Below are 12,237 nucleotides of genomic sequence, written 5' to 3'. Positions count from 1 at the left end.
GATCTTCCGGCCGGTTACGGCCCATGCTAGCCATCCCGCCGGGCGGGAAGTCCCCACTGACCGCATAGTCAGTAAGCAATCCGAGTTCGTCGCGATTCGATCGCCCGTACGGGGCCGCCGTGGTAGCCGGGACGACACCGAACGAACCACCCCATCAGGGGAGAAGAACCAGAAGGAACGCGCGTGCGATTCACCTGACAATGCGTCAACAACGGGGGAACGCAACGGATGTCACGGACCAATTCCACGCACCGACTGTTCAGTTTCAGCCAACCACACGGCCGTGAGGCCCCTCCCCGCCCCTGTTCGACACCCCGGACGAGCCCGGCGCACCGGGGTGGTGGCCGGGGCCGCGGCGGCGCGGTGGCCGCCGCGGCCGTGCCGGTCAGCGCCGTGGCTCCGAGGGGGCCTCGGCGGAGGCGGTCAGGGCCCGCAGGAAGACCTCCGGGTCCTCCTGCGGGCCCTCGATCACCGGCCCGCCGGCGATCTCGACGCGCGGTACGACGGTGATGCCCAGGTCACGGGCGCGGCGCAGCTCCGCGCGCACCTCGGCCACCGCCTCGTCGGAGGCCAGCAGCCGGGCGGCCCCACCGCGGTCCAGGCCGGCCCGCTCCACTCGGGTCAGCAGCACCTCGTGGTCGGAGAGGTCGGCGCTCTGCGTGAAGTACGCCGCGAACAGCAGCTCTTCGAGCCGGCTCTGCGACTGCCGCCCGCGGGTGCGCCCCGCCCACCACAACAGCCGTTGCGCGTCGAGGGTGTTGACCGCGAAGCCCGTGGCGTTGCGGAAGGCGATGCCGTGGCGCGGGCCGGCCGCGCTGACCTCCTTGTCCATCGACGCGGCGCGTTCGGGGCCGTACTTGCCGGCCAGCCAGTCGAGCATCGGGACGGGTTCGGCGGGCCGCTCCCCGTCGATCTGGAAGGGGTGCAGCACCACGTGCGCGTCGCCGCGCCCGGACGCCGACAGCGCCATCTCGAAGGTGCGCTTGGTGATGTAGCACCAGGGGCAGGAGACGTCGGACCAGATGTCGATCCTCATCGCGGGCCTCCGGTACCGGTCGGGACGGCCTTGGGCCGTGGGGCGTTGACCGTCTCGGGGTCGAAGCCGCCCAGCCGCGCGAACTCCGCCGAGATATCCCGCAGTTCGTCCCCGGGGAAGACCTCGGTCACGTCCTCGAAGCCGTCGGGCGCCCGCTCGTGCGCCAGGTCGATGACCACCTCGGGGCCCCGGCGCCGGGCGCCGGCCTGGAGGCGGGTCAGCGCCGGAAGCCGCTCGGCCTCGTAGGCGGCCAGGGCCGCGGCGGGGGTGTCCCGCGACGCCAGCTCACGGGCCAGCACCCGGGCGTCGACGATCGACTGGGTGGCGCCGTTGGACCCCATCGGGTACATGGCGTGGGCGGCGTCGCCGAGCAGGGTGACCGGCCCGTGCGTCCAGCGCGGCAGCGGGTCCCGGTCGACCATGGGGTACACGTAGGCCTCCCGGGCCGTGCGGATCAGGGCGGGCACGTCGAGCCAGTCGAAGGCCAGGTCGGCGAAGTGGTGCAGGAACGTTTCCGGTGCCACGGCCCGGTTCCAGTCGGCGTCCTCGAAGACGGCCTCCGGGTCGGCCGCCCGTGCCACGGCCCAGTTCATCAGCACCGCTCCGCCCGGCCCGTCGGGGACGGACATCGGGTAGACGACGGCACGCCGCCGGTCGTCCCCGGCGATGATCATCGACCGGCCGTCCAGGAACGGCGGGGCGAGGGTGGTGCCGCGCCACACCACGAGCCCGTTCCACGGCGGCGGCCCCTCCTGCGGGTACAGGGCGGCGCGCACCTTCGAGTGGATGCCGTCCGCCCCGATCAGCGCGTCCGCCGCCGTCACGGAGCGCCGCCCGGTGCTCGGGTGGTGCACCCGCACGTCGGCGCCGCCGTCCTCGCGCGGGGTGAACCCCTCGACCCTGGCGTCGGTCACGAGGGCGTCGGGTCCCAGCCGGCGGCGCACCGCTTCGGCCAGCACCGCCTGGAGCCGGCCGCGGTGCACGGACAGCTGCGGCCAGTGGTATCCCGCCGCGAGACCGCGCGGCTCCCGCCAGATGAGCTGGCCGTGGCGGTTGTAGTAGCCGAGGCTCCCGGTGGGCAGGGCGACCTCCAGCAGGTCGTCCAGCAGGTCGAGTCCGGCGAGTTCGCGGACCGCGTTGGGCAGGATGTTCAGTCCCACGCCGAGCGGTCTGATCTCCGCCACCGCCTCCAGGACGCGTACGTCGTCCACGCCCTCGGCGTGCAGGCTCAGGGCCGTGGTCAGGCCGCCGATGCCGGCCCCCGCGATCAGGACGCTCATGCCGACCTCCGCTCGGCGTGCGCGGCGGCGGACGGGGCCGGGCGCCGGGTGAGCCGGGCGGTGGCCCGGGTGAGGTCGATGATCTGCCGCAGCAGGTCGACGCTGGCGCCGCCGCTGCCCACCGGGTAGAGGCGCAGGTCGGCGTCGTAGGCCTTGCGGGCGATGCCCAGGTGGCGGCCGCGGAAGACGATGATCACCCGCAGCAGGCGGGCGAGGGCCTCGGTGGACGGTCTCAGGCCCGGCATCCGGCGCTCGGCGCCGTCCGGGTCGTCGCCGTAGGCCTCCACCAGCCGGGTGACCACCGACGGTACGCCCGTCCAGCGGTCGTACAGCTCACGCCAGCGCGGCAGGCTGTAGGGCACCGAGTCGCGCAGGAACTCCTCGTACTCGGGCTCGCTGTTGTCCGCGGCCCAGATCGCCTGGTCGATCAGCCACAGGGGGACCTGCGCGGCGGCCGGCCCGAGCAGCACCCGGCCGTCGAGGGTGATCTCCTCGAAGTACGCGCGCAGCCCCCGGGCGAAGAACTCCGGGCTGACCTTGGCCACGACCATGTCGATGGCCGAGACCATCGCCTCCACATGGCCGGTCAGCTCCTCGGTGAGCGCGGCGAACTTGGCGTCGGCGACCTCGGCGCCGCTCAGCCGCTCCGCCAGTTCCAGGGCCTCGCGCAGGTGCGGGAAGACCATGCGTACGGATTCCTGGAGATAGGCCTCCTGTATGTCTCCCGTGTACATGCGCTGGCGGCCGCCGGTGGGGTTCCAGTTGGTGTAGTGGTGCACCGTGTCGCGGGGCACCATGTCGGTGCGCCGCCCCAGTTCCAGCAGGACGGGCAGCACCTCCGGGACCAGGGGGAGCGGTTCGGGGCCGTGCCGCTTGATCGACCCGAGGAACATGCCGAGGTCGCGCATGGCCGCCACGCAGGCCTCCACGGAGTACCCGGCGACCTCGTCGGCGGAGGGCACCAGGGCGCGCAGCGCCGCCACGAGGGCGGGGACGTCGGAGCGCTCGTTGTGGTGGCGCAGGTCGAGGCAGGGCCCGTCGGCGGCGAGCGGGTCCAGCTCCCGGATCACCGCCGTGCGCGGGGAACTGCCGAGATCGATGCCGAGCGTGCTGGTCATGGTGTGTCTCCAAACTGAGTCGTCACGGAGTCGTCGGTCGCGGACTCCCGCCGCCGCCCGGCATGCCGGGGCGCACCGCGTGCCCGCCGCGCGGGCGGCGGTGACGACGGTGTGGCGGCAGGTCGGAGGAACGGCGGAAGGCCGGTGGATCAACGGGTGGCGCGGTCGGGCCGGTCCCGCACCCGCGAGGGGCGGGCCCCGGCCCCGTCAGTCCCGGTGCGGGGACGGGGCGGTACCGGCCGGGGAGTGGGCGCGGAGGTGCCGGCCACGGGCCGGCGGAGTGCCGCGCCCGTCCGGGAGGGCCTCCGCTACGTCGTGGTCCCCGGCCGGGGTGCCGGAGCCGGGACCCCGGCCGAGGACCACGTGGACGTTGGTTCCGGACATGCCCTGCCCGTTGACGGCCGCGATCGCGGGCCGTCCGGCGACGGCGGGCAGGGGCCGCGGGGACGCCGGCACCACCAGGGGCAGCCGGTCCCAGTCGACGAGGGGTGAGGGTGTGTCGTGGTGCAGGCTGGGCGGCACCTGTCCGTGTTCCAGGCAGAGCACCGCCTTGATGAGCCCCGCGACGCCGGCGGCGGCCTCGCAGTGCCCGATGTTGGTCTTCACGGAGCCGACCAGGCACGGCCGTCCGGGCGGACGTCCCTCGGCCAGCACCTCGGTGAGGGCGCCGAGTTCCACCGCGTCGATCCGGGTGCCGGTGCCGTGCGCCTCCACGTACCCGACGTCACCCGGGGCGATCCCGGCGTCCTGGTAGGCCCAGCGCATCGCCAGGGCCTGGCCGCGGCCGGAGGGGTCGGTGACGCGTTCCTTGGTGGCGCCGTCGTGGCTCATGGCGCTGCCCAGGATCACCGCGCGGATCCGGTCGCCGTCGGCGACGGCCCGGTCGAGCGCCTTGAGGACGACGACGCCGACACCGTCGGACCGTACGAAACCGTCCGCGCCGGCGTCCCCGAAGCGGCAGCGCCCCTCGCCGGAGAGCACTCCGGCACGGTCGAACACCTCGGTGGCCGTGGTGCCGAGCAGCAGGTTCGCGCCGCCGGCCAGGGCGAGTTCCGACTCGCCCGCGCGCAGGCTGAGGCAGGCCAGGTGGACGGCGGCCAGCGACGAGGCCTGCGCGCAGTCCAGGGTGACGCTGGGCCCGTGCAGGCCGAGGTGGAAGGAGAGCCGGCCGGCGAGCATCGCCCGCTGGTGGCCGCCGACCAGGGCGTCCAGGTCGAGCGATCCGGCCCGGGCCTCGCGCAGCCGCTCCCAGTGGTCGGCGTGCGACTGCCCGGCGAACACGCCGGTACGGCTGCCCGTGAGCCGCCGCGGGTCCTGGCCCGCGTCCTCGACGGCCTCCCACGCGGTGAGCAGCAGCAGGCGCTGCTGGGGGTCCATCGCGGCGGCCTCGTCGTCCGGGATGCCGAAGAACCTGGCGTCGAACTCCTCGACGCCGTCCAGGAATCCACCGCGCCTGCCGCCCGCCGGCACGGTCGTGCCGGGCGGGAACCGGTCCGCGGGCGCGGGGCGGGTGGCGTCCCGGCCGGAGCGCAGCAGCTCCCACAGCTGCCCGGAGCCGTGTGCCCCCGGCAGGCGGCATCCGACGCCGATCACGGCGACGGGCACCGGCGTGCGCCCCTGGGCGAGCGGGCTGCTCTGGTGTGACACGTCTTTCCCCCCGTGTGGTGTGCGACTGACCTGCCGCCGGCCGGCACCGGGCCACGTGGACGCGCCCCGGTGCCGGCAGCGGATCACCCGGCGGACCGGGCCCAGTGTTCCCAGGGCTGCGCCTTGACCCACTCGATCACCGGGGTGAGCCGCACGCCCAGGGCGCCCTCCACGGCGGCGGGCGACGGGGCGAGCAGGTCACCGGCCCGGCCGGTGCCGGCGTAGTGGTAGATCCCCGCGACGCCCGCCGCGGCCTCGGCGCCGAGCATCCGGGCGAGCCCCTGCTCGAACTGCGCGACGTCCAGCGGCACGTAGTGGACCTCCCGGCCCAGCGCCTGCCCGAACGCGTCGGCCAGCTCCGGGCCGGTGAACACGTCGGCGCCGCCGACGTTCAGCACCTGGCCGGCCGGCACGTCGTCGTCCAGGGCCCGGGCCGCCACGCGGGCGAGGTCGCCGTGGCTCATCCACGCCACGCGCTGCCCGGCCGGCAGCGGGTAGGCGAGGACACCGTCGTTGACGATCGCGGGGCCGTTCCAGGGGCTGAAGAGGTTCTCCAGGTAGACCGGCGGCCTGACCACGACCACGGGCACCTCGCCGCCGCGCAGCACCTCCTCCGCCAGGCGGCGCGTCTCGAACCCGGCGTACGGCGTGGTCTCGTCCGGGACCGGGGTGTTGACGTTGTAGACCAGCCGCCGCACCCCGGCCTCGCGGGCGGCCTCGGCGATGTTGCGGGCGTAGCCCGCCACCGTGTCGGGGTCGTACTCCAGGGGCATCACCACGACGGCGTGCGTGACGTCCCGGAAGGCGGCGCGCAGGTCCTCGGGGCTGCCCAGGTCGCCGCGCACCGGGGTGATCCCGGCGGTGCGGGACGCCACGGCCTTCGTCTCGTCCCGGACGAGTCCGCGCACCTCGTGGCCCTGGTCGGCCAGCAGCCGGGCCACGGCACCGCCCTGGAAACCGTTGGCTCCCGTCACGAGGACGCGTTTGCGGTGCTGTTCTGTCATGTCGTGCCTTTCATCATGGGGTCTGCAGGGGGGTTCTTGAGGTTCATGGGGACGTGTGCGGGGTGTTGTGTTCAGGGCACGGCGCGCCGTCGCTCGGCGGCGGTGACCGTCTCCGGCGGTGCCGGGGCGTCCGGTGCGGGCAGCCGCAGCCGGAAGGTGAGGAGCAGGGCGACCACGGCCGGGACCGCCCCGATCAGCAGGGCCGTGCCGAAGCCCTCGGTGAGCGCCACGTCGTGGGCCGCGGAGGAGGCGTCGGTGCGTGCGGCGGCGACACCGGACAGGACGGCCAGCCCGATGACGGAGCCGAACTGCAGGCTGGTGTTGACCAGGCCGGAGGCAAGGCCGGCCTCCTCCTCGCGGGTGTCGAGGGTGGCCGCGACGTTCGCGGTGATGGAGACCAGGGGCAGGGCGACGCCCAGCACCAGGCTCGGCGGCAGGACGTCCGTCACGAACGACCCGTCGGCCGACAGCAGCGACTGCCAGGCCATGCCCACGGCGACCAGCGCGAACCCAGCGCCCATCACCGCGCGCAGCCCGAACCGGCCGATCAGCCGGTCCGTGAGGGAGGCGACGGTGATGACGACCAGGCACAGCGGGAGCAGGGCGAGGCCGCCGAGGACGGGTTCGTACCCGAGCACCGCCTGGAGGTACAGGCTCACCAGGAAGAACATCGGGAACAGCGACACCTGCCACAGCGCGGCCAGGACGTTGGCCAGCCGCAGCGTGGGCCGGGCCAGCACGGCGAGCGGGACCAGCGGGTGCGGCACCCGGCGTTCGATCAGCACGAACGCCGCCAGCAGCAGGACGGCGGCCGCCCCGGTGGCCAGCGTCGGCGTGGAGTTCCAGCCGGCCTCGCCCGCGTTGACCACGGCGAAGGCCAGCAGCCCCAGGCCGGCGGTGACCGTCACCGCGCCGGGCACGTCGAAACCGCGCCCGGCCGGTGCAGCGGACCTGTCGGCCGCACGGGACGTGCCGGACGGCAGCAGCCTCGGCACGGGCAGCAGCAGGGCGGCGCCGGCCAGCACGTTCAGCACGAAGGTCGACTCCCAGCCCAGCCAGCTGGTGAGCACCCCGCCGAGCACGGTGCCGGCGGCGCCTCCGGCGCCGGCCATCGCCGCGAACACCCCGAGCGCGCGGTGCCGTTCGGGTCCGCCCTCGAAGAGCGTGAGCACCAGGGCGAACGCCGCCGCGCCGGCCATGGCCGCGCCGACGCCCTGGACCGCGCGAGCGGTGATCAGCAGGGCGGCGCTGTCGGAGAGGGCGCCCAGCAGCGAGGCGGCCGAGAGGACACCCAGCCCGGCCGCGAACACAGCGCGCTGCCCGAGCAGATCGGCGGCGCGGCCGCTGAGCAGCAGCAGCCCGCCGAAGGAGACGAGGTAGGCGTTGGCCACCCAGGACAGCGCGGCGGGCGAGATGTCCAGGCTCTCGCCGATGGACGGCGCCGCCACGTTGATGATCGAGGTGTCCAGGAGCAGGACGAACTGGGTGCAGGCGAGCAGGGCCAGGGCCCGCCGGCGGTCAGCGGACGCCATCGAAACCTCCCGCGCCGCCCGGGAGTTCGTCCATCTCGTAACCGTCCAGGCAGGACTGGGTGAAGGCGGCCAGCAGGTCGGGGTCGCCGTCGCGCACGATGCCGGGCAGGTAGACGTGGGGCGCGCCGTGGTAGAAGCGCTCGTACTGCTCGTGCCGGGAGGCGAACTCCGAACCCAGGGCGTCCCAGGCGAGCTTCAGCAGCTTGATCCGCTGCTCCGCCGGGGTGCCGGGCGAGCGCACGTACTTGGCGACCAGCGGGCCCAGTTCCGGGTGCGTCAGGTCGTAACCGGAGGCCGGGAGCTGGATGAGGCCGCCGCCGGCCAGCAGCTTGATCTCGGCGAGCACCTTCGGGTAGAGGTCGCCGGCCATGGCCCGGTGGGCGGAGGCGATCTCCCGGTTGATGTGCACGGCACCGCCCTCGCCGGGCACGCGCTCGTACGTCGTCTCGGCCGCCAGCACCATCGACTTGGCGATGTTGAGCCAGCCCATGAGCCGGCCGATCTGCGTCCGCACGGGCGGCAGGTCGTAGGTGTTGTTGGCCCGGGTGACGAGGATGGCCAGGCCGGTGAGGAACTCCAGCTTGGTCCAGAAGCGGGTGGCGGCCTGGTGGACGAAGTTGTTGTAGGCGGGCGTGAACCACCACATCTTGAAGGTGGTGTCGACGTCCCGGTAGGTCAGCACGCGTTCCCAGGGGACGAACACGTCGTCGCAGACGAGGAGCGCGTCGTTCTCGTCGAAGCGGGCGGACAGCGGGTTGTCGAAGACGCTGCGGGCCCGTGCCTCGTAGGAGGTCCGGGAGATGAACTTCAGCCCGGGGGTGTCGAGGGGCACGGAGAAGCACAGGGCGTACTCGACGTCCTGGCGGGGCAGTGGCTCGATCGTGCCGACGACGACCTCGTCGCCGAAGACCGCGCCGGTGCCGATCATCTTCGCGCCGCGCACCACGATGCCGTCGTCGCGCTCCTTGACGACCCGTACGAACAGGTCGTCCTCCTCCTGCTCGGCGGCGGCCCTGGTGCGGTCGATCTGGGGGTTGGTGATGGTGAACGCCTGGTAGAGGTCGCCCTCGGACGTGCGCCGGTAGTACGCCGCGAGGTTGTCGCGTCCGTCGAAGGTCTCCCCGGCGAAGACGTCCGGCACCGAGACGAAGCCGGCGCTGCCGGCGGCCATGTAGTCGGGGGACCTGCCCAGGAAGCCGAAGCTGGCCTCGGACCAGGTCTTGAACGCCTTGCGCCGCTCGACCAGTTCGGCCTGGGTGCGCGGCACGTGGTAGGCGCGCAGCACCGCACGGTCCCGGCCCTCGGGGCGCACCGTCAGGACGTCCCGCAGCTCCGGTTCCCGCGCCAGGTCGTAGAGGTGCGCTATGGAGCGGGCCGTGTTGCGGAAGGCGGGGTGCTCGGTGACGTCCTTGACCAGCTCACCGTCGAGCCAGACGGCCCGGCCGTCGCGCAGTGATTCGAGGTATTCCTGGCCGCTGCGGGTCATGTCTCTCCTGACAGAGGGGTGCGATGAGTCGTGCGGGGGAGGTTCGGGAGCCCGGACCGCTTGCCGGGCCGCTTGCCGGGCGGTGGCGCGCGGGGCCGCGCGGCGGTGGCGCGGAAGTCGTGCGCGGCGGTCGCGTCAGCGTCCGTGCGGGGTGCGCCCGTGCACGGTGGTGTGCGGCAGGTGCGACCGGAGCGGACGGCCGTAGGGGGAGGGGGCGTTGACGGAGGCGGCGTCGAAGCCGGCGGCGCGGGCGTAGGTGTGGGCGACCTCGGCGAGCCGGGCGGCCGGGATGACGTCCTCCACCCGTCCGAAGCCCTCCGGGGCCCGCTCGTGGACCAGGTCGATCACCACTTCGGGCCCCTTGGCGCGGTTGAGCAGCTGGAGCCGGTTCATCCGGGGCCGGCGGTCCCGGTCGTAGGCGGCGAGGGCCGCGACCGGGTGCTCGTGCGTGGCCAGGGCGTGGGCGAGGCTGCGGGCGTCCAGGACCGCCTGGGTCGTCGCGTTCGACCCCATCGGGGCCATGGCGTGCGCGGCGTCCCCGAGCAGGGTCGTGGCGCCGAACGACCAGCGGGGCACGGGGTCCCGGTCGAGCAGGGGGAAGGACGGGACGGCCCCGGTGCCGGTGCCGGTGCCGGTGACGAGCGCGTCCAGCCGCAGGTCGCCGCACCGCCAGTGGGACACCGCGTCGAGGAAGCCGTCGTCGGCCGGGCCGGGCGGCACGTCCCGCTCGGGTCCGGCGCGGGAGACCGCCCAGTTCACCGGGACGAGGCCGTCCGCGTCCGGGCGTACGGCCAGCGGGTAGACGACCGCCTTCCAGTGGCCGTCCCCCATGACGACCATCGAGCGACCGCCGTGGAAGGGAGCGCCGCGGGTCACGCCCCGCCAGACGGCGGTGCCGTGGGAGCGGGGCTCCCCTTCCCGCGGGTACAGGGACCGCCGTACGGCGGAACGCAGTCCGTCGGCCCCGATCAGCACGTCCGCCAGGATGCGGTCCGCGCTCCGGTCGCCGGCACGGTGGCCCACGGTCACCTCGACGCCCCCGCCGGGCAGCGGGGCGAAGCCGGTGACGCGCGCGTCGGTGGTGATCGCCGTGTCCCCCAGGCGGGCGCGGACGGTGTCGGCCAGGACCTTCTGCAGCATGCCGCGGTGCAGCCCCAGCTGGGGCCACCGGGAGTCGCTCGCCCGGCCGCGCGATTCGCGCCAGATCTCCTGTCCGAGGTGGTTGTAGTAGCCGAGCCCGGTCAGTTCGGCGCCCAGCTCCGCGAGGTTTTCGGCCAGTCCGAGGGCGGCCAGCTCACGCACCGCGTTGGGCTGGAGGTTCACCCCGGCCCCCAGCGGGCGGATCTCCGGAACCGCCTCCAGGACACGGACGTCGTGCAGTCCGACGGCGTCGAGACTGAGCGCCGCGGTCAGGCCACCGATGCCCGCACCGGCAATCACGATCTTCATGGAACAAGCCCCCCAGAACTGCGACCCCCGCAAACCGGCCAATCAGCCCGGCTTCGCCTCTCATCGTTCGTGGAGCGGTGACTACGATCAATTAATCAAGAGCCGAATCGCTTTAAGGATCGTCCGTGCATGACGACGTACTCAGCGAGGTACTGCGCCCCCTGTGGCTGATCGACGTCTTCCACAGCATGTGGCAGGCGGGAGGTACCTGGGGCGTCAAGGGGCACGACGACAACTGCGCGATCGTCCACTACATGATCGAGAACGGCTGCGTCATCGGCTTCGGCGACGATTCCACGCCCGTGGAGCTGCACCAGGGCGACCTGGCGATCTTCCCGCACGGCACCGCCCACTCCTTCGCCGCCGAACACGGTGTGCAGACGACACCGCTGTCGGCCCTGGTACCCCACTGCCGCCCCGGCGAGTCCGACGTGGTCAGGGTCGGGACGCCTCCCTACGGGACGCGCATGCTCTGCGCGAGCCTGCACTACAGCGCGATCGGTGAGCCCGGGCTCTACAAGGCGCTGCCCCAGATCATCGTGCTCCGGCGCCACATGCTCGAGGGCGAGCCGCTGCTGCTGCGCACCCTCGACTCCCTGCCCTGCGAGATCAGACGCACGGCGCCCGGCACCCGGCTGGTGACGCTGCGGGCGTTCGAGACCGTGTTCGTCCTGTCCCTGCGGATCGCCATGGAGCAACTGGCGGAGGAGTCACCCGCGCTGCGCGCCCTGCACCACCCGGGCATCAGCAGGGCGCTGATGGCGATCCACGGCTCCTACGCCGAACCGTGGACGGTGGAGTCGCTGTCCCGCGAGGCCGGCATGTCCCGGTCGGTGTTCGCGCAGCTGTTCCGTGAGCTGGTGGGCGAACCCCCCATGCGGCACCTGACGGTCCGCCGCCTCCAGGAGGCCCGACGCCTGCTGACGGACACCTCCGTCCCCCAGCAGGACATCGCGCAGCGCATCGGCTACCGCAGCCAGGTCGGCTTCCACCTGGCGTTCCGCAAGGAGTTCGACACGACCCCCGGCGAGTACCGCACCCGCCAGACCCGCCCACCCCACCGCCCCACCAACCGCCGCCGCACCCACCCCGAGGGGCCGGGCCGGGCCTGAACCGTCCCGGAGTTCAGACGGTCCGCTCGATGTGCTCGAAGATGTCCGCGTCCGTCGACCGGAGCCCGTCGCCGCGCTGGGAACACCGGCTCTGCTGAGCCGCTACCCTCCGAGCCATGGACGACGAACCGCTGTCCCAGTGGGCCGAGCGCCGTGCCGAGAGGGTCGGACAGCTCCGCGCCGTACCTTTCGTGAGCGGCGAGGGCCCGCGGGGGGCGCATCTGAACCCTGACGCACCCCGTGCGATCCAGCGGTGGAACGGGCACATGTGGGAGCCCTACGCTTTCGCGGCGAACCTCGCGGAGGCTCAGCGCGTCCTGTTCCCCGACACAGGGACAGCCCCGTCCTCGGGGCCGGCACCGAAGCTCGGCCCCGGGCCCGGCAGACACCGAAAGCCCCGGTCACCGCGATAAACGGCTCCTTCGAGGGCTGCCTCCACAGCCGCCCCGTTCGGTTCGAGCGATCTCGACCGAACCCGCAGGGGAACGCCTTCCTTCACCTCGGCGGCGGCCACGTCCCTGCGAGACGAACGCACAGCGACCGACGACGGACCCTACGCCCGTACCTACCGGC

Annotated in this window: 10 protein-coding genes; 2 read left to right on the top strand and 8 right to left on the bottom strand. The window is 73.5% G+C overall.

From position 1 onward, the window contains the following. Window positions 1-385: 385 nt before the first annotated feature. From FHX78_RS24790 to FHX78_RS24755, 8 genes are all read right to left on the bottom strand, one after another. Complete coding sequence (locus tag FHX78_RS24790; protein WP_145869608.1) at window positions 386-1,036, bottom strand: DsbA family oxidoreductase; 651 nt, start codon at window positions 1,034-1,036, stop codon at window positions 386-388. Continuing rightward, window positions 1,033-2,316 (bottom strand): flavin-dependent oxidoreductase, encoded by a 1,284-nt coding sequence (locus tag FHX78_RS24785; protein ID WP_145869607.1) that lies wholly within the window; start codon window positions 2,314-2,316, stop codon window positions 1,033-1,035. The genes FHX78_RS24790 and FHX78_RS24785 overlap by 4 nt, the downstream gene beginning before the upstream one ends. Further along, on the bottom strand, window positions 2,313-3,434 hold the full coding sequence (locus FHX78_RS24780; protein ID WP_145869606.1) for a monodechloroaminopyrrolnitrin synthase PrnB family protein: 1,122 nt from the start codon (window positions 3,432-3,434) through the stop codon (window positions 2,313-2,315). Before FHX78_RS24780 ends, FHX78_RS24785 begins: the two co-directional genes overlap by 4 nt. 207 nt (window positions 3,435-3,641) lie before the next feature. Next, on the bottom strand, window positions 3,642-5,081 hold the full coding sequence (locus FHX78_RS24775) for a beta-ketoacyl [acyl carrier protein] synthase domain-containing protein (protein ID WP_145869605.1): 1,440 nt from the start codon (window positions 5,079-5,081) through the stop codon (window positions 3,642-3,644). A gap of 83 nt (window positions 5,082-5,164) precedes the next feature. Beyond that, window positions 5,165-6,085: an SDR family oxidoreductase gene (locus FHX78_RS24770; protein WP_145869604.1), complete on the bottom strand. Its 921-nt coding sequence runs from the start codon at window positions 6,083-6,085 to the stop codon at window positions 5,165-5,167. A 71-nt stretch (window positions 6,086-6,156) separates the two neighbouring features. Beyond that, window positions 6,157-7,617: an MFS transporter gene (locus FHX78_RS24765; RefSeq protein WP_145869603.1), complete on the bottom strand. Its 1,461-nt coding sequence runs from the start codon at window positions 7,615-7,617 to the stop codon at window positions 6,157-6,159. Then, window positions 7,604-9,103, bottom strand: a complete 1,500-nt coding sequence (locus tag FHX78_RS24760) for a 4-hydroxyphenylacetate 3-hydroxylase family protein (RefSeq protein WP_145869602.1) — start codon at window positions 9,101-9,103, stop codon at window positions 7,604-7,606. The genes FHX78_RS24765 and FHX78_RS24760 overlap by 14 nt, the downstream gene beginning before the upstream one ends. 135 nt (window positions 9,104-9,238) lie before the next feature. Then, a complete protein-coding gene (locus FHX78_RS24755) occupies window positions 9,239-10,552 on the bottom strand; it encodes an FAD-dependent monooxygenase (protein ID WP_145869601.1) in 1,314 nt (437 codons plus the stop codon). Window positions 10,553-10,677: 125 nt separating this feature from the next. Here FHX78_RS24755 and FHX78_RS24750 point away from each other — a divergent pair, with 125 nt between their 5' ends. Next, window positions 10,678-11,664 carry an AraC family transcriptional regulator gene (locus FHX78_RS24750; protein ID WP_145869600.1) on the top strand — a complete coding sequence of 329 codons (987 nt, stop codon included), beginning with the start codon at window positions 10,678-10,680 and terminating at the stop codon, window positions 11,662-11,664. Window positions 11,665-11,780: 116 nt separating this feature from the next. Beyond that, entirely contained in the window at window positions 11,781-12,077 is a 297-nt protein-coding gene (locus FHX78_RS37625; RefSeq protein ID WP_145869599.1) for a DUF6087 family protein, read from the top strand. The last annotated feature ends 160 nt before the right edge of the window (window positions 12,078-12,237 follow it).

Origin of the sequence: Streptomyces capillispiralis, assembly GCF_007829875.1 — a bacterium.
Taxonomy (GTDB): Bacteria; Actinomycetota; Actinomycetes; order Streptomycetales; family Streptomycetaceae; genus Streptomyces; species Streptomyces capillispiralis.
Note: the sequence above shows the minus strand (reverse complement) of the source record. Positions and strands in the feature narration are given on the sequence as shown.